This is a genomic window from Haloquadratum walsbyi C23, assembly GCF_000237865.1.
Classification (GTDB): Archaea; Halobacteriota; Halobacteria; order Halobacteriales; family Haloferacaceae; genus Haloquadratum; species Haloquadratum walsbyi.
This window is the reverse complement of sequence record NC_017459.1, coordinates 2917788-2936729: the sequence shown is the minus strand read 5'-3', so window position 1 is coordinate 2936729 and position 18942 is coordinate 2917788. Positions and strand designations below refer to the sequence as shown.

17 protein-coding genes are annotated in these 18942 nt (G+C 46.8%); 7 read left to right on the top strand and 10 right to left on the bottom strand.

From position 1 onward, the window contains the following. Positions 1 to 21: 21 nt before the first annotated feature. Positions 22 to 1494: a sulfatase gene (locus tag HQRW_RS13230; RefSeq protein WP_014556989.1), complete on the top strand. Its 1473-nt coding sequence runs from the start codon at positions 22 to 24 to the stop codon at positions 1492 to 1494. 115 nt (positions 1495 to 1609) lie between these two features. On the opposite strand, the gene HQRW_RS13225 is transcribed toward HQRW_RS13230, so the two are convergent. Both HQRW_RS13225 and HQRW_RS13220 read right to left on the bottom strand, forming a co-directional pair. After that, entirely contained in the window at positions 1610 to 2908 is a 1299-nt protein-coding gene (locus HQRW_RS13225; protein ID WP_014556988.1) for an adenosylhomocysteinase, read from the bottom strand. 407 nt (positions 2909 to 3315) lie between these two features. Continuing rightward, a complete protein-coding gene (locus HQRW_RS13220; RefSeq protein WP_014556987.1) occupies positions 3316 to 4647 on the bottom strand; it encodes an amidohydrolase in 1332 nt (443 codons plus the stop codon). 256 nt (positions 4648 to 4903) lie between these two features. Between HQRW_RS13220 and hisG the strand changes: the two genes are divergently transcribed. Then, a complete protein-coding gene (gene hisG / locus HQRW_RS13215; RefSeq protein WP_011572606.1) occupies positions 4904 to 5749 on the top strand; it encodes an ATP phosphoribosyltransferase in 846 nt (281 codons plus the stop codon). 170 nt (positions 5750 to 5919) lie between these two features. Here the strand turns inward: hisG and HQRW_RS13210 are convergent, their stop codons facing one another. The 4 genes from HQRW_RS13210 to HQRW_RS13195 form a co-directional block, all read right to left on the bottom strand. Then, entirely contained in the window at positions 5920 to 6288 is a 369-nt protein-coding gene (locus HQRW_RS13210) for a DUF7473 family protein (RefSeq protein WP_014556986.1), read from the bottom strand. Between the two features lie 313 nt (positions 6289 to 6601). Further along, on the bottom strand, positions 6602 to 7162 hold the full coding sequence (locus tag HQRW_RS13205) for a TATA-box-binding protein (RefSeq protein WP_011572604.1): 561 nt from the start codon (positions 7160 to 7162) through the stop codon (positions 6602 to 6604). Positions 7163 to 7235: 73 nt separating this feature from the next. Further along, on the bottom strand, positions 7236 to 7625 hold the full coding sequence (locus tag HQRW_RS13200) for a hypothetical protein (RefSeq protein WP_014556985.1): 390 nt from the start codon (positions 7623 to 7625) through the stop codon (positions 7236 to 7238). After that, positions 7622 to 8608 (bottom strand): transcription initiation factor IIB, encoded by a 987-nt coding sequence (locus HQRW_RS13195; protein WP_049892352.1) that lies wholly within the window; start codon positions 8606 to 8608, stop codon positions 7622 to 7624. Before HQRW_RS13195 ends, HQRW_RS13200 begins: the two co-directional genes overlap by 4 nt. Before the next feature lie 288 nt (positions 8609 to 8896). Between HQRW_RS13195 and HQRW_RS13190 the strand changes: the two genes are divergently transcribed. Then, entirely contained in the window at positions 8897 to 10000 is a 1104-nt protein-coding gene (locus tag HQRW_RS13190) for an RNA methyltransferase (RefSeq protein ID WP_014556983.1), read from the top strand. On the opposite strand, the gene HQRW_RS13185 is transcribed toward HQRW_RS13190, so the two are convergent. From HQRW_RS13185 to HQRW_RS13175, 3 genes are read right to left on the bottom strand one after another with little or no spacing between them, the layout of a single operon-like run. Continuing rightward, positions 9994 to 10626, bottom strand: a complete 633-nt coding sequence (locus HQRW_RS13185) for a protein sorting system archaetidylserine decarboxylase (RefSeq protein WP_014556982.1) — start codon at positions 10624 to 10626, stop codon at positions 9994 to 9996. The genes HQRW_RS13190 and HQRW_RS13185 overlap by 7 nt on opposite strands. 10 nt (positions 10627 to 10636) lie before the next feature. Continuing rightward, positions 10637 to 11761, bottom strand: coding sequence for an AAA family ATPase (locus HQRW_RS13180; protein WP_011572599.1), 1125 nt, complete (start codon positions 11759 to 11761; stop codon positions 10637 to 10639). Between the two features lie 36 nt (positions 11762 to 11797). After that, positions 11798 to 12076, bottom strand: a complete 279-nt coding sequence (locus tag HQRW_RS13175; protein WP_014556981.1) for a DUF7861 family protein — start codon at positions 12074 to 12076, stop codon at positions 11798 to 11800. Positions 12077 to 12661: 585 nt separating this feature from the next. Here HQRW_RS13175 and rnz point away from each other — a divergent pair. Both rnz and HQRW_RS13165 read left to right on the top strand, forming a co-directional pair. Further along, complete coding sequence (gene rnz / locus HQRW_RS13170) at positions 12662 to 13618, top strand: ribonuclease Z (RefSeq protein ID WP_014556980.1); 957 nt, start codon at positions 12662 to 12664, stop codon at positions 13616 to 13618. 326 nt (positions 13619 to 13944) lie between these two features. Continuing rightward, positions 13945 to 15927: a DUF460 domain-containing protein gene (locus tag HQRW_RS13165; protein WP_014556979.1), complete on the top strand. Its 1983-nt coding sequence runs from the start codon at positions 13945 to 13947 to the stop codon at positions 15925 to 15927. 686 nt (positions 15928 to 16613) lie between these two features. On the opposite strand, the gene HQRW_RS13155 is transcribed toward HQRW_RS13165, so the two are convergent. Next, entirely contained in the window at positions 16614 to 16943 is a 330-nt protein-coding gene (locus HQRW_RS13155; protein WP_014556978.1) for a PLDc N-terminal domain-containing protein, read from the bottom strand. 166 nt (positions 16944 to 17109) lie between these two features. Here HQRW_RS13155 and HQRW_RS13150 point away from each other — a divergent pair, with 166 nt between their 5' ends. Both HQRW_RS13150 and eif1A read left to right on the top strand, forming a co-directional pair. After that, complete coding sequence (locus HQRW_RS13150; protein WP_014556977.1) at positions 17110 to 18111, top strand: tyrosine--tRNA ligase; 1002 nt, start codon at positions 17110 to 17112, stop codon at positions 18109 to 18111. Positions 18112 to 18606: 495 nt separating this feature from the next. Continuing rightward, complete coding sequence (gene eif1A, locus HQRW_RS13145; RefSeq protein WP_011572593.1) at positions 18607 to 18897, top strand: translation initiation factor eIF-1A; 291 nt, start codon at positions 18607 to 18609, stop codon at positions 18895 to 18897. Positions 18898 to 18942: the final 45 nt, after the last annotated feature.

Below are 18942 nucleotides of genomic sequence, written 5' to 3'. Positions count from 1 at the left end.
CGTTCATGTAGTGAGGTAGCTATGAGTACGGACACATCCGTCTCAAACGTCGTTCTCATTACTGCTGACTCATTGCGAGCTGACGCAATCGGTCCGTATAATGACGATCAACAAACTCCAGTACTGGATGAGATTGCTGCTAGGGGGACCACGTTTGAGCACGCATTTGCAACAGGCAATTGGACACCATTCTCATTCCCATCGCTTCTTGCTTCGCGTCCAGTTTTTGCTGATACAGGAGAGATCGGCGTTGGGGCGGTTCCAACACTTGCACAAACACTCGCCGATGCCGGCATTGCTACTGGTGGATTCAACGCTGCGAATGGATTCCTTACTGAACATTGGGGATATGATGCCGGCTTCGATACGTTCGACTCATTCGTTGCATCTGTTGGATCAAGTATCTATAGTCGATATCTTGCAACGCATCCAACAATTGAAGCATGGCTCCAACTCGCTGGAGCCCCTTTCAGAAGACTTCGGTCTGCTTTCACTAGTGGCTCACATGATCGCCCCTTTTTTGATGCCTCTCGATTGTTTGATGTTGAGCGTGCTGCGCAGTCATTCATCACTGAGACCGAGTCACCATTCTTTATCTGGATACATTATATGGATACTCATACCCCATATGTTCCTGCTCCGCGATATATCCGAGAGGTATCTAATGGGCTTGTTGGCACTCATCGTATGCTATTTGCACATACTCGAACTGGGCTGGGTCGCGAAGTTGGTAATCGGACCCTTAGAGATCTTCGGACGCTCTATCAAGCGGCTGTTCGACAGATTGATGCGAGTATCGGTCGAGTTCGTGAAACTCTTGACACGACAAAACATGCCAATAAGACTGCATTTATTATTGCTGGTGACCACGGTGAAGAGTTTCAAGAACATGGACATCTCGCACACTATCCAAAGCTATATGATGAACTAATTCAAGTTCCACTACTTATTGAGCTTCCCAATTCTTTCTCAACGCAACAACCCCGTCGAGTGAGAGAGCAGGTCGGACTTGATGATATCCCTCCAACGATTGCATCGTTATTTGATATTGGTCCATCATCATCGTGGACTGGTTCATCGCTTTTGCCAGCTATTACCGGTGATAGACATTCAACTCCTGACCCTGTTGTTTCCGTTGCGGTTCGCGGGGAAACAGTCACTACACAACCTATTCCAAGACGAATCGAAGATGGTGAATTACTTGTGAGCGTTCGCGATCAAACATGGACATACATCAAACACGTTGATTCTGAGCAGATAGAACTATATTATCGTCCTGCGGACCCTACACAACAGACTGATCTGAGTGTTGACCCAACAGCGCGACAACGACGAGTCATCGATCGATTTGCAACAATTGCTGCTGAACACGTTGTCAAACTCCGGCAGGCGAGGACAGATACTGATGGGACGACAGAAGATAATAATCACAATGATACTGCTGCAACAAACAATGCAGTCGAAGCCAGACTGTCTGCTCTTGGATATAAATAAAATCCTTTGCTGTACTCCGTTGCAATACCTGACTTCATATATTGGAATCAAAGTAGGAATGATAAGATAATACGAGACCGAGACAGGTGGGTATTTGTGAACTACTTGCTCAGAGTTATGTTCCGTGACTCCAGCTATCAAGATATTCTGATTGCGTTTGAGTCAGTGAATCGATGTCGACTCCCTCGGCTTCGAGTTTAATCTCCGCGACCTCACGGTCAAGTTCATCTGGGACATTATGAACACCAGCATCGTATGATGACTTATTTTCGATAAGTTCACGAACACAAACTGCTTGAATGCCGAATGACTGATCCATTACCTCAGCTGGATGACCAAGTGCAATTGGTGCTGCGAGGTTGACTAATCGTCCTTCTGCAAGCACGTTGAGACGGCGTCCGTCAGCCAGTTCATATGCTTGCACACCGTCACGAGCCTCATACGTGTCAATAGCAAGCTCTGAGAGCTCCTCGAGATTAATTTCAACGTCAAAGTGACCTGCATTTGCAAGAATAGCACCGTCACTCATCACTTCGAAATCTTCCTGTGTGATAACATCACGATTTCCAGTCGTTGTGACAAAGACATCACCACGAGTGGCTGCTTCATTCATTGGCATCACTTCATATCCTTCCATGTGTGCTTCCAGCGCCCGCCGAGGCTCGACCTCGGTCACAATCACATTCGCGTTCTGCCCAGCAGCCTTTTGTGCGACGCCTTTTCCACAGTAGCCGTAACCAGCAACGACGACATTCTTGCCAGCATACGAGAGATTCGTCGTCATTGCAATTGTGGCGAGTGCTGACTCACCGGTCCCATGGACATTATCAAACAATCGCTTCATCGGGGTATCATTGACTGCAAATACAGGATATTGAAGTTCATCATCTTCATCCATCGCTCGCAATCGATGCACTCCGGTCGTTGTTTCCTCTGCACCCCCGATAATTGTATCAAGGAGATCGGGATGATCTTCATGAATTGCATAAACCATATCCATCCCATCATCGATGGTGATTGTCGGCTCATGTGCAACGACAGCCTCAATTGCGTCATAATACGCTTCTTCATCAACACCACGTTTCGCGTATGAAGTGACGTTTTCATTCGAATCCAGTGCAGCGCTCACATCATCATGCGTTGATAATGGATTACAACCGGTAATCGCGACCTCAGCCCCGCCTAGCGCGAGCAACTCAACAAGATTCGCTGTCTTTGCTTCGACATGCATCGCCATGCCGATTGTCTCCCCAGCAAGTGGCTTTGTTTCGGCAAACCGTGCCCGCAATTCCTGCAGAATTGGCATATGTTGCAGCGTCCACTCCATCTTCCGACGTCCCTCTGTTCGTGTGCTTTCAACATCGACATCAGTGTCAGCGTCAAGTTGTGCACTGAGAGGGGAATACGCGCTCATGTCTTAATTATAGATGAGAATAGTCAAAACGCTACCGACCGAGGATTAATTTTGCATTTAATGCTGGAGAAAATAAAGAAAACAGCGAGAGTTCGATGGGTCACCTACTTTGTGACTTAACCGCACATGCTCGCTTACTATTCTAGCTGTTTGACATATTGATGAACCACGCATTCATCTTCAGAAAGTGTAAACTGTACCATTCCACATCGGGTCAATTTCTACAGACAACTGAACGTATTCGGTAGTGATTATCATCGACACGACCTCGTGATTGAACCGTTCCACAGTTTCTGAGAACAACTCTGTAAGTCTATTTTGGATAATAATACCTTGTGGCAACACTTCAAGTATCACACAATGCGATATATTTGATCTATAATAATATAATCTTGATGTAAAAAGAATCACGACATTCGTTGGATAAGTGACTGAGCTTGTGTTTCTGCAGTCTCGACGACTGCATCAACATCAATCGTCTGTATTTCTCGATTCTGCATCAATACAGTCCCATCACAGACGGTATGTTTGACATCACTTCCGCGAGCCGCGTATGCAAGATGACTGATGATATTATGCGTTGGTGTAAGATGTGGGGAGTCCAAATCAACGACAATAAGATCAGCAACAGCCCCTTCTTTTATCTGCCCGCCAGGGAGTCCAAGTGCATCTGCACCACCTGCTGTTGCCATGTGAATTGCTTGTGCGGCTGGAACTGCAGCAGCATCATCAGCCCCAATTTTCCCGAGCATCGCAGCATCGCGAAGTTCATCAAACATATCAAGATCGTTATTTGACGCAGCCCCGTCTGTTCCGAGTGCAACAGTCACCCCAGCGTCAAGTAGTGCAGGAATGGGTGCGATTCCAGATGCGAGTTTCATATTTGAGGCTGGACAGTGAACGAGAGACGCGCCTGCTTCTGCAAGTTGATCGATTTCATCCGTTTCAAGATGAACGCCATGAGCAAGGAAATCTGATGAAGAGAGCATGTCAAGTCCTGAAGCATATGTCAATGGTCGTTTATTATGATTATCTACAATTGGATCGACCTCAGACCGTGTTTCATTCGCATGATAATGAATTGGAATATTATCCTGCCGTGCTTCGCTGACAGCCTCCTGAAGATATTCCTCTCCCACAGTAGTCAATGAGTGTGGCATGAATGCTGTTTGAATTCGATCATCAGCAGCCCCATCATATGCTTGTGCAACCTCAAGACCCTTATTGAGATCATTACGAGCAGCCTCATCGTCTTTGCCTGCAGTTACAATGCCATGACCGACTCGAGCACGCACACCAGCGTTCTTAATGGCTGCAACAACCTCAGGTACGTGAAAATACATATCTGCAAAGGCTGTGGTTCCTGATCTAATCATCTCGACGATTGCAAGTTCTGTCCCAGCACGAACGCCTGTAGGCGTCATTTCAGCCTCTGCAGGCCAAATGTCCTCGCGTAACCACGCTTGAAGCGGCTTGTCATCAGCGTATCCTCGAAGTAACGTCATCGCAGCATGTGTGTGCGCATTGACTAACCCAGGCATCACAACACATCCTGCTGCATCAAGTGTCTGGATTATCTCATCGTCAGCGTCTCTTTGCTGTGCTGAAACGGGATCTTCATCGATATTAGTAATCTTACCAGTTATACAATTAACACGTATATTGGCTTCGATAATCCCAGGATCCTGTCCTAATTGGAGTACATGTCCTCCAGTTATAATAAGTGTCTCAGTCGTCATATATTATTCTTATACTACCCCGATTATCAGTCCACGGACATCGAGATGATTGAACTATCGATATATTATATCACGATATCTTATAGATGGATTCGATTTGGCTGAAAAGAAAGGTTCGAAGCCGGTTGATAACAGAGATAACTGAGTAGAGAAAGTTCATTTCAGATAAATCCACTCAGGCGTTTGGTCCTGTTCTGCATCCGAGTTACACAGCAAGAACGAAAGTGCTAGGTTTCAGGCTAGTGAGGCTCTGATTATGCGCATTGCCGTCCCGAATAAGGGCCGTTTACACGATCCCAGTGTCACCTTGCTTGAACGAGCTGGACTCCATGTTGAGGGGGCAGCAGAAAGAAAGCTGTATGCCGATACTGTTGATCCTGACGTCCGGTTGCTCTTCGCTCGTGCTGCGGACATTCCACAGTATGTGCGCGATGGGGCTGCCGCCGTCGGTATCACTGGCCGTGATCAGGTCATTGAGTCCGGGTGTGACCTTATCGAACTTGTTGATCTTGAATTCGGTCGGTGTCAACTTGTATTAGCTGCTCCTGAAGACGGAGCATTGAGTAGCCCTGCAGATGTCGCAGGTGGGAGTGTCGCAACAGAATTCCCGCGAGTGACGCGTCAGTATTTGAAAGATAATGCAGTTGACGCTGAGATTGTTGAAGTGACAGGAGCGACTGAGTTAACCCCGCACGTTGAGATGGCAGACGCTATTGTTGATATAACCTCAACAGGAACGACGCTTCGTATGAATGGACTCACAGTTATTGATGAGGTACTTGAGTCTTCAGTCCGACTTTATGCACATCCAGAGCGGGTTGACGACTCAAAAGTCGAACAATTAGTTACGGCATTTAATTCAGTGCTTGCTGCTGAAGGAAAGCGATATCTAATGATGAACGCTCCACAAGATCGACTTGATGCAGTGCGTGAGGTTATCCCTGGGCTTGGGGGTCCAACAGTAATGGATGTCGCTGGCGAAGATACTGTTGCAGTTCACGTTGTGGTAGATGAACGCGATGTCTTCGAAATTGTGAGTAAACTCAAGACTGTCGGAGCATCTGGCATCCTTGTCACCGAGATTGAGCGATTGGTTGAATAATCTTGAGCATATAGAGCCGCTTTCTGATACAGTGTGATACCAATAGTACACGATCCAATGATGCTGACGACGCTATATCTTAATCTTACCTGCTCTCTTGATCGCTCCATCAAGAGAGGGGCTTAGCGCCCGCGAATACTCCATTTGTAGGGTTTATCTTAAGATGTTTTTTACCCTGGAAGGCTTCCAATAAGGGCGAAAATACCGAAAAGAACTGCAGCAAGAATAACACTGACCACAAAATGAATGAGTGTAATATATGCACTCATCGTAATTGATCGCTCATAGAATGTCCGAATAACTGCCCAATCAAGTATGATAGCTGATATAAGTCCGATAAATGAGTTAATATCGAACGTTGTCACAATAACAGCAATAAGTGCTGGAACAGCCCCAATAACGAACGCATTTCGTATTGGGACGTCCCCAAGAACGTTCCGTGCGGCAATATGTCCGGTGATGCTAAGAAACAATGCAAACGATGCGACTGTGCCGGCGATTCGAATTGGACTGGCGGTTACCTGCAGAGTCGAGATCACAAACGCCCCGAATCCATCTAATTGAATAGGCAGTGCTACCACTTTCGATGTTATCGTGATCAATTGAGAACACAATTGAGTAATCGATATGGATATTGCCTGCTTCAACAGAGACCAAACAGCTAAGATGATATTCATTGATACTCGCTAAGATGAGAATCACAATGATAGATAATTCGATGTTTTGAAGCATTGAATCTCACAGACAACATCAATACTAACAATGTAAATGAAAAGCATCATAAGGATAATAACAGATATCATAAATACACTGTCATAAGTTGATTAGAATCCAATCGAATAGACACTTGTATTAACCAGCTAAACCGAGTTCGTCCAATCGGGAGAGAATAACATCAACAGCCTCACGTGCATCATCAGGCTCTTTTCCACCCGTAATCACGAGTTTTCCCGATCCGAATAATAATGCCACAACAGCTGGGTTATCAAGTCGGTATACAAGCCCGGGAAACTGTTCTGGCTCATATTCAATATTCTCTAATCCAAGTCCAATAGCGATTGCATTAAGATTCAAATCTTCTCCAAGATCTGCAGATGTCACAATGTTTTGTACGGTGATGTCTGGATTGTCGGAGACAGGAATCCGGAGGTCACGAAGTTTGTCAAACACAATATGGAGACTTTCACGGACGTCAGTAGTTGACTTTGCCCCGGTGCAGACAATCTTCCCAGATCGAAAAATAAGAGCAGCAGACTTCGGCTTTTGTGTTCGATAGACTAATCCTGGAAACTGTTCTGGGTCATAATCTGCCCCCTCAAGATCCATTGCCACACTCTGAAGATCAAGTTCTTGCCCGATTCCCGTCGAGGCAACAACATTTTCAATATTGATTGTATCCTTCGGATCAGTCATCACTGATTTAAAAATCGTATTTAAGGATTAAAAAGATTGGTGAGAGGTTCAGACTCTACCACATGCGTCATAATTAATCCTTTGAGTCATGCGGTATCGAGGTAATCGGCAAATATTCTTTAACCACCGAAGAAATAGCTGCCGGGAGGGCTGGAATAATTGATTCATTCGATGACCGGACAGTTTGATCACCAACCCGTAATGCAAGGAGTCGAGCTTCCCCTCCAGTATTACTAAAATGATATAAGTATCGACGGCGGCATTCGTCAATCGCTAATACAGCTACCATAGATATCTCCTCACCAGCTGACACATCAACAGTTGTTAAGATGCTAACCTCTCCAGCCGGGCTGACGCAATGTGAATTACATGTCGGGCATTCCCCTGGATGATGTTGACGACCAAGATATTGATATGATTCGCCACAATCATAACATTGGATTATTTCTGAAGCGGTACTCACGGACTTGTCACCTCCTCTGCGGCTTCAAGTATCTCTCGGTATCGATTCCGTATTGTCACCTCACTCACATCAGCTGCGTTGGATATCTCAGACTGTGTCAGTCTGTCATTGCAAAGTTGTCCCGCTGCATATAGGGCACTTGCGGCAATTCCGACAGGATGTTTTCCACTATGCACGCCTTTCTCTGTTGCTTGTTGGGTAAGCGCCCGAGCGCGACGTTCGGTTTCGTCATTGCACTCAATCGCGGATGCAAATCGACCAATATATTCAATTGGATTAGTCGGTGGAATCTGCAAATCGAGTTCCCGTATAATATATCGATATGTCCGCTTTATTTCGAGTGCTGGAACTCGACTAACTGAAGCGAGTTCATCAATACTCCGTGCAACCCCATCAATGCGCGAGGCGGCATATAGAACTGCTGTTGCGACCCCCTCTATTGACCGACCGGGCAGCAAATCCGCATCAAGCGCGCGACGATAAATCATACTTGCCGTTTCACGTGTTGTTTCATGAATGCCTAATGCTGAGGACATCCGATCGATCTCACCAAGAGCGTGCTTCAGATTCCGATCCTTCGAATCTTGCGTTCGAATCCGCTCATTCCATGTCCGTAGTCGCTTAAGCTTGCGTCGTTTCTCTGCAGAGACCGACTGTCCATATGCGTCTTTATTCTGCCAGCCAATATTTGTTGAGAGCCCTTTATCATGCATCAGCGCTGTTGTTGGCGCCCCAACACGTGATTTTTGATTACGCTCCTTGGCGTTGAACCCCCGCCATTCGGGCCCCCGATCAATCTCATCTTCAGTGATAACAAGTCCACACGCCGAACAAATCGTCTCAGGACTATCGGCACTTGCGACGGTATCACCACCACACTCCGGACAAACAATCTGTTCGTCTATTACTTTTGCACTCGTCGAATTAAACTCATCTTCTACTTGAGTGATAGCCACTTCTGTGTCACCTGTTCGTCTCGTCATTGTGGGCTTTGTCGACACATCACCCTCGTTACTGCGCTCATCGTTATTATCTTGCTCGGTGTCGGCTGTCTCCTCCTCAGTATCGCTGCTCGTCCCAGTTTCTGTCTGATTCGTGACTGGCGCGTTATTTGTATACATTTGAATATCCTCCACCGGAGTAAATCTTTGAAACTACTAAAAATTTCTGTAGCGGCTAAAAGTAACCAATTCTAGTTACATAATGTCACGACCGATTGAGACACCTGTCGCGGACCGAACGATAATCACGTCTGATACACACAAGGAAGTATGTACTATCTCGAACTCGTTGGAGAAGCGAGTGATGAGACTCTTGGCATCGCTGAGGCTGAGCATGCAGCCGCTTCAGCGGTTACCCGCGTAGGTCCTGGACTTGCAATAGCAGATGAAATTAGACATAATCGCGTTCAGAAGCTTGGATATACTCATCATATCTCCACCCTCATTGGACAGACTGATGCAACTCAAGAAAGCGCTATTACTCTGCTACAAGCGGCATTTTCTGATGATAAATGTGGCAATGACAGACATAAAGAACACGTGACTGGACCTGAGATGACCTCTACACGTGATCAGTCCCTTCCGACAGTCGCCGTTTGTGCAAGAAACGTCCGGTCAACGGCTCATATCAGCACCACCTCAATTGAACGTGCACTTGGTAATGTGCTTGTTAATCATGGGTACGATATTGATCTTGAGGATCCAACATACGAACTTCGAGCCTGCTTTGCTGATGACATCTGTCTGCTTGGCTGGGCAGTTGACAGCCCCATGACTAACTTTGATTCCCGTTCTCCAACAAACCGTCCGTTTTTCCAACCAGGAAGCATGGCGCCGAGAGACGCTCGTGCATGCGTCAATCTCGCTGCTGGTCCAACACTTCCTGACGCAACGGTGCTTGATCCGATGGTTGGAACAGGTGGGATGCTCATTGAGGCTGGTCTAATCGGAGCTACTGTCATTGGATCTGATGTACAATCAAAGATGGCAGTCGGTGCGGCGGAGAATCTTGAGCGGTGTCTTTCGACACAACCGTGGCATATATTCAAATCAGATGCAACTGAACTCCCAATCTTGAATGAAACCATCGATGCTGTTATTTTCGATGCACCTTACGGCCGTCAATCAAAGATTGCAGCCGATAGACTCAGTGATCTTGTCGCTGGCGCGCTCGCAGAAGCAATTCGAGTTGCTCCACGATGTGTAATTATTGGTGATCGGTCATACGATGACATCGCGACCGTGGTAGGATGGACGGTTACAGCACGATTTGAACGTCGTGTTCATCGATCACTTACTCGACATGTTCACGTACTCAGACGTGCCAACACAGACGATAACTCTGAATATGATATCGGAGATATCAATTATTGATTGTTTTTTCGTGCAACAATTGATTCACCTGCACGCACTTTCTGACCATCTGTAATAAGAAGATCATCAGCAGTATATCCTGGCGGGAGTACCACGTCAACACGTGATCCAAAATCGATGTGTCCAATCCGCTGTGCGCGATCGATTGACATTCCATTATCAATATATGGATGGATCCGTCGTGCAACAGCACCAGCAATAAGTGATATTTCAGCGGGTCCATCTGAGGTCGTGACTGCAATATCAACGCGCTCATTTCTTGTTGAGTCTTTCATGAATGCTGGACGGTGAGCCCCCTCCCGATGCGTGCACTGTGTAACCTCTCCATCGATTGGTGCGCGTGCAACGTGGACATCGGTCACATTCAAGAAAATACCAATTCGAATCTGCTCGCCTTCCTCTCGAATAACAGTTATACGACCCTCGGCGGGAGCCACAATACCCGGACCAGAGGGTTGTCGAGATGGATCACGGAAAAACCATAAAATGGCACCACCAATCAGTAATGCGACTGCACCAACAGGTGGGATAATGACACCAATTACACCCGCAAATATGAATACTGGAATGGCATATCGACGAACACCAGGGGCAAATCGATTCGAGAGTACTGATAAAATTAACACGGTAATCAAATTATACTCGATTTCCTGACGTCTGAGCCTCGGATATCTCTGCTGTTTCATCAAGCGTTGACTGTCCACTTGCCCATGCAGTCAAAAGATGAGTCAGATGTAGTCTGTCTTCACCACCCTCAGCAAGGTCACGATCAACAGCGCCGGCTAATCGATGAAGCCGGATGACATTTGCAGTTCCGTATGTCTCAGGGTAGGTGTTCGCAACAGAAAGCAGCTCTCTGAGAAGTTCCTGTCCGTTGAATCCCTCATCGTCAAGCAGGGTGGTTATTTGATCGCGAGCGTCACTGATGTCTTGAGCGGCAGCAGTATCAAGAATTTCTTGGAACGTGTCCTCATAACCAACGTCCGCAATCGCCTCTTGAGCAGCATCTGTTGTGATTGCTCCGTCACCTTCGATTGCAGCGTGCTGTGCTGCTAAGATTGCATATCGAAGGTCACCATCGGCTTTTGAGGCAATGAGTGTCACTGCCATTTCATCAGTTTCAACCCCCTCAGCAGCGGCGATATCAGTTACAACCGATTCAATCTCATCAGCTGTCGGTGCCCGAATAGGAACTGGAAAGCATCGTGAGCGGATTGGCGGAATAAGCGTTGTCGGTTGACGAGTGGCAATAATAAACTGGGTATTTTTATGATACCGCTCCATAACACGACGAAGTGCTTGCTGGAAATCTTCACGAATTGTCTCAGCGTTATCCAGCAGGACGGTCTTATATGTACCGGAGGCTGGTTGGTACGACGCGAGTTCTTGCATTACATGTGATATCATGTCTCGCTTTGACCAGTCACGCTTGTACTTATTCCCTTTATTCCCACGACGATATTGCTTTGAGAAGGCAGTTTGTCCCTGAAGAAACCGTTCAAACCGCGGATCCTCTCGAATTTGCTTTTTATTTCGATTAAAGAAATCTGCAACATTGATCTCAATCAGATCGGCGTCTGGGTCTGTATGCACCTCATGTGTGAATGCTCGAACAGCTGCTGTCTTCCCGACACCTGGTGGTCCCTGAATAATGAGATTCATTGGCTCATCAGTTATTTGGGTTAGTCGGTCTCGGGCACTTGCCTGCGGTAATTCAGTGAGTGCGGGCGCATGACGCTCTATCCACAACGGTGCCTGCATCATCTATCTATTTGCGACCATCAGGTATGAAACCCGCTATTCTCCGCGCACTCGATACCACACACGCTCTCCAATTGCGTGATCTAACTCAGATTTATTTATCGTGTTAATATCAATGTCAACATCAAGCCGACCTAAGAACAAATCACGGACCGCCATAGTCACTGTCAATTTCTGATTTTCCTCCGTTCCTTGCATTGGTTTCACAGTAACGATACAGTGTCCATCTTGTGTTTCAATTGCGACAATCGTGCCGACAGACCACCGGTCAGTATCATGTGAGGGTGGCTGTGCGTGAATCCGATCATATTCCATGCTGAAATATAATTGCTGGTGCTGGTATAAGCAGCAATAAGAACATTTGTTATCTTATATCGTAATATGAACCTGACACCTGACGATCGACTCCTAACCCCTGAGTTCGTATTCTAGCACTCTCAACTACAACTCCACGTACGGACGTGGATATACCGACACCCATCGTCTGGTGAACTGCCTCAGGGTCTAATGACCGCGACGCGATTTGCAAATTAATTCTCAATTCTGGAGGCAAGCGGTCTCTATTCGTGATTCTCAGGGAGCGTGAGACGGTGAATATGTGGTTTATATGTGAGCGGTGAAAATTGCTATACTAAGATTTCTACCGGCTGATTTTGGACCCCGGTAAGTCAGAAGAAGAAGATTCTAGCAGAGTGATAGTAATCCTCAAACGCTATCAAATCGCTGTGCACTTGGTGCACAGCTATCTTAGTCCGTTATTTTCTTGCTACGTCTTAGTTTTCAAAGGTTCTCTAAGCCATTAAGTCCTGAGGCATTTTTCTGCGTGGATTAAATTCATTAACCTGAGTAAGCAGCGATTCGACACGGGTTTACTTCGGCAGCAAATAATAAGTATAACTAATGCGTGCGACGTTCCTCGGGACTGGTGGAGCCGTACCGACAACAGAACGGGGACCAAGTGCATTTTTCGTTGAACGCAATGGTGAGCGACTGTTATTTGACTGTGGTGAGGGCACACAGCGACAGATGATGCGATTTGGGACTGGATTCAGTCTTTCACATATCTTTGTGACTCATCTTCATGGTGATCATATCCTCGGAATTCCTGGTCTCATCCAAACACTTGATTTTAATGACCGAACAGATGCACTTGCAATTCATGGACCTCCTGGGTCAAAGCCACATCTACGCCACTTGGTCGAAACTGCCGGCTACCGACCTGGGTATCCAATCAATATCCGCGAGATCCGACCGGGAACCGTAGCTGTTGATACAGAGGAATACATAATTCGTAGCTTTGAAACATCACACCGCGGTGTCACATCAATTGGATATGCACTCATTGAATCGGATCGTAAGGGTCGATTTAATCGTGACCGAGCAGAATCGCTTGGTGTTCCTGTTGGTCCGAAATTTGGTCGGTTACATGACGGCGAGTCTGTTAAATTAGCTGATGGAAGTATTGTTCATCCTGAACAGGTTGTCGGTGATTCGCGACCAGGTCGCCGAGTCGTCTACACTGGGGACACACGTCCGACTGAAACGACTGTTGAGGCTGCGAATAATGCAGATTTGCTTGTTCATGATGCGACCTTTGCCGCCGACCGGGCATCTCGAGCTAAACAGACAGGTCACTCAACAGCACAGGAGGCAGCGCAAATTGCAACGCGTGCAGATGCACGACGACTTGCACTTACACATGTCTCATCACGGTATGCTGGTGACGTTACGCCACTTGAATCGGATGCAACAGCTGCATTTGATGGACAGCAGGCGTTCGTTCCTGATGATGGGTATACACTTGATATTCCTTTTCCCGATGCTGACGATAATCATCTGTCCGATAATATACCATGACTAACTTTGAGCGTTCACTCTCGTCTGTGAGCCAAGTTACACTCAAAATTCTGAAGTTTCTGGTTTTATGACGGATTTACAAGGATTAAGAGGGCTCCAATGAAATGTGAGCTCTACACAGATATTAATGAATTTGTTTCGATCTGTTGATACATACAGCATGAACTGACACTCATATCAAAGCTATAAATAATTGTGTGCACGTCGACTCATATTTTATCAAATCGGTTTTGAGGAAGGGTTAATATATCAGCGGACCAGCGGTGATTAGTTTTTGCTGTCGTGATCAGCGTGGCATATATATCTGCACACGATGAATTGTACTTGTGAACGACCGGACGAGCGCACTCGACTCACTCGTCTTCGGCGTGGATATCCAAAGCGGCGATGTCCGCGGCGATGCGCCTTCATACGCTGTCGTTGCTTTCGATGGCGAGCATGTTGACCGCGATGTTGTTTCATATCGAAAACTATCTCGGCTTATTGACCGTGAGGAACCAGCTATTATCGCAACCGACAATATGTATGAGTTGGCGGCCGATAAGGATGAATTGGTTCACTTCTTGCGGTCATTACCCGCTGAGACAACGCTCGTGCAGGTAACCGGTGCGGAACGACCTGAGCCTCTTTCTCGTGTCGCTTCGCGCCATGGTGTTACATACGGCAAAAAGCCAATGAAAGAGGCTGAAGCGGCAGCTCGTCTTGCAGCCGCAAACGTCGGTCAGGAGGTTTCAGCATTTGGTGATACAACAACGGTGAAAGTTTCCCGTGGACGTTCCACCGGAAAAGGCGGTTGGAGCCAGGATCGATATACGCGCCGGATTCATGGTTCTGTCAAGCGGCGCTCTCGTGAGGTTCAAAACCGACTTCAACAGGCAAATCTTGAGTTTGAGTCTGAAATAACAGAAAAATACGGTGGGTATGCAAACGCTGTTTTTACTGTTTCAGCTCCGCCTGAGGAAATTCCCGTTTCCGCTGGGCGGTCTGGTGACACGCGCATTGAGATTGAACGAGAGCGTCAAGATGGAATTGAATTTGACCCACTTGCTGAGCGTCGTGATCCTGTCGTCGTTGGGATTGACCCTGGAACAACGACTGCTGCTGCAGTTGTCGGACTTGATGGGACAATATTTGATGTGTATTCATCACGAACAGCTGACACTGCTGCGGTGATTGAGTGGCTTATTGAACGTGGTCGTCCAATTGTTGTTGCTGCGGATGTTACACCAATGCCTGAGACTGTTGAGAAATTCCGGCGTAGCTTCGATGCTGCGGCGTGGACACCGGCAACCGACCTTCCAGTAGATGAAAAACTTCATCGTACGCGGGATGCCGTCTATGATGATGATCATCAACGAGATGCTCTTGCTGCGGCATTATTTGCAGCTGATAACCATGCTGATCAGTTTGAACGCGTTATACAGAAGACACCACGCGATGTTGATCGTGGTGAAGTAATCGCCCGTGTTGTTGCTGGTAAAGAGTCTGTTGAGGCTGTATTGCGTGATCTTGATGAGGATGATACGACTGATGACGATGAAACCGATCACGAAACGCGTGAACTCACTGAAGAAGAACGCGAAATCAAGCGCCTTCGCCGACGCGTTGACCGGCTTGAGTCACATGTTGAGAGTCTTGAGGACACAATTGATGAGCGAGATGCGACAATTGAGTCATATGAAGAAGAGCTTTCAGAAGCAAAGCGTGAGGAGCGACGACAAGCTCGAGAGCGCCGTGAGGTCAAGCGACTTGAGCGTGAGAATAACCGTCTCGAACGCCGTGTTGAAACAGTAGAATCAGAAAAAGACGACCTCAATCAAAAATTACGACGTCTCAAGCATCTTTGGAAACTTGATCATTCGAACTTTAGTGATGTTGATACCGATGGTGATCTTGTGCCGGTGAAAATCATTGAACAATTCACTACTGATGCAGTCATTCGGACCGATGAACAGTATGGGCTTGCGTCAGGTGACGTTGTGTACCTTCGTGATGCATCTGGTGCTGGTCAGTCAACTGCTGAGCGGTTAGTGGCGACCGACCCACGCATTGTGCTTCGCTCCGGTGGCAACCTTTCTGAAGTAGCTGATCGTGTGCTCTTCGAAAATGAAGTCCCAGTTGCGCCTGTGGATGATGTTGCGATTCAAGAGGTTGATGAACTTGCTGTTGCTCGTGAATCAGATATTGAAACGGCAATTGAGGATTGGGAGCGCCGTGCAGCAGAACGTCGTCGCGAGCGAAAAGCATCAATGGTCGATCAGATTATCTCTGAACACCGCGCAGAAACACAAACACAGAGCGGTCAGTAGTGTCTCTCCGATATCTGTCAGCAAGAGGGTTATATCACTCTGAGGAATCTATTTAATTTAATCTTTCCAATATATACTAACCTGTGACACTTTTCGAAGAGAGACTTAATTGAATACGGGTGCTAATCCCCCGTTCTCAGGGAACGAGCGAAGCGAGTGAGTAGGGCGGGGATACAGCACCGTTATCAGTTATCAGTTATTCATACAGTTTAATCGATACAGATATTCTCCTGCTTGTCATAATTAATAATACGATACTTCCTATGCTTCTGACGGTGTTCAAGCGCAACAAAAAGCGCGCACTGTCGATTGTGGGCGAGTATCCACAGGTAGGAGTGGTTCACTTCGAACCGCCCCTGAAGGGAAATCGCCTGCAGAGTCTGGAATCCCTGTGCCCACGCTGGGTATACATTCCGACGCAGAAACAGGAAGTGTCCTCAACAAGCGAGGGGCGAGCAGTCCCGAGCGCAGTAGAGCAGAGTAATTGACTTCTGATACACTAACCCTCATTTTTATTTGACGAGGTGACACCGAGCACACGCAACTGAACTCATTGGGGTTACGTCCCGAGGCAGCCGCCTTGAGCTGTCTGTATATTGAGAATCAACCCCGTGGATTCTGCGTTAAATCTGCAGTATGCGTCAGGAGAGCAGAATACCTCAGGGTTCGCCTAATCTTAATGCAAGTTAGCGCTTGATGCTGGCATCTGTCCCACTTGTTTCAACTCGGTGTGGAGCATCTGGCTGCCCAATCACATAGTAGCATATGAATCCAATAAATGGCAGAATAAATGTGATAATTGTCCAAGTAAGTGCTGCATCACTTTCTCGACCATTCGCATCAAGATACACCCATCCAGGGAGAATAACATGTGCAACCAGGAAATACAGCGCGAATAGACTAAAGTATAGAAGTGATCGAAGATCAGTGGTGGTTGTCCATAGCACAATGAGTGGGAGGAATGCGGCGAACACCATCACACCAAGCACAACCATTGGTGACCGAGTTGTTGCCATGAGTTATCATTTTAAACTTCAACATATTCGGAGTTACGATACTATGTGCCAATGATATGTGAGGGAACGTGCATTGATGCTCGACCCCGAGATGCGTCAGTGATACTGGTTAATAATCAATATCGGCATCAGAACGCATATATCGATATCACAACACCGAATATGTATGGATACGGACGCATACGAGTCAATTACACGAAATACCGCTGAGGTGGTCACAAACGAAGAGATACACGCACTTGCGGAATCGCCAGAGAATAGGCGCGCGTACGTCGGATATGAACCATCTGGTGTTCTCCACGTTGGACATATGCTCACAGCGAACAAGCTTATTGAATTACAATCAATTGGGTTTGATATTATTGTTCTTCTTGCGGATGTTCATGCTTATCTCAACGGGAAGGGAACATTTGCAGAGATCCGAGAGACTGCATCGCAGATGCGTGAACAGTTTATTGCATATGGACTCGACTCAAATCAGACTGAATTTATCTTAGGATCATCATTCCAATTTGATGAAGAATACATCTTAGATCTTCATGCTCTTGAGGCCGAAACCTCGCTTGCACGCTCAAATCGAGCAATGGCAGCAATCAAAGGCGATGAGACAGCAACAGTTGCACATGCAGTCTATCCATTGATGCAAGCGCTTGATATCGTGTATTTGGATGTTGATCTCGCGATTGGTGGAACCGAACAACGGAAAGTGCACATGCTAGCTCGTGATACGCTTCCAAGTATTGATGCAGACGCTCCGGCGTGTCTTCATACCCCACTTATTGCAGATTTGACGACTGGCATTGGTAAAATGTCCTCCTCGTCTGGTGTTTCAATTTCGATAGAGGACGATACAACGACACTCACAAAAAAGATTGAAAGCGCATACTGTCCACCTACCGCCACTCCTGACCCATCTAGTGAGGGCGAGTCAAGATATAATCCCGTGCTCCAGTTGTTCGAATATCACGTATTCCCGCGATTCGACGATGTGGTCATCGAGCGCCAAGAAAAGCACGGTGGAGACCTCAGTTATGAAACATATGATTCGCTTGAAGTAGATCTTGAATCTGGTGATCTTCATCCTGCAGATGCAAAAGAAGCGCTTGCCGCATATCTTGATACACTCATTGAGCCTGGTCGGGCAAAAGTACGCGACGAGCGAAAGTGAACTCCCCCGACAACAGCAACGCCGAAGGCGGGGCTTCCAAGGAAAGTTCCTCCAAATTCTGATTGTATTCCAACTTGGAGAGAGCTATTCATTGTAAGGCATTCACAGCCCTCGCTAAGTTCTCTTTCTCAAACATTTATTTGAGAGATTGAGCTTACCTGTCCAAATTGTGTAGCAAAACGGCAAGAACAGATGGTGTTGCCGTCTGCTCTAGTGGTGAATGGTTTCTACATGAGACAATTAGTGCATATCAGACTACAAAATCAATATTAATATTATGATTGTTGGGCGTATCCCCCCCTTACTCGTTCGTTTCACTCATTGGTTGCGGAACAGACCTTGCCATCCAGTAATAAAACCGCTGTGATATCGCGTCTCACTTTGCTGTGGTTTGATTCTCAATTCTCGAGTTCACACAGCGATTCAAGACATTGATATTTGTCTGGAATTGCTAATCTCGCATAGTTTAAACCGAGCCGTACCAAACTACAGGATATGAGCGACGACGAAAATAGGGGGAGTCATGACCTCCGAATGCCTGACGACGACGAGGTATTCGCCGTCGTCACCAACATGCTTGGGGCGAATCGCGTTACCGTTCGCTGTGCTGACGGCAATGAACGGACAGCTCGAATTCCCGGTCGAATGCAAAAGCGAATCTGGATCCGTGAGGACGACGTAGTGCTTGTTGAACCATGGGACTGGCAAGATGAGAAAGGCGATATTACATGGCGGTATGAGAAATCTGAAGCGGATCAGCTTCGTGAAGAGGGTCGTATCCGGTGACCGACCACGATCATGACAATAATCATGAAAATAGTGGTCATCGCA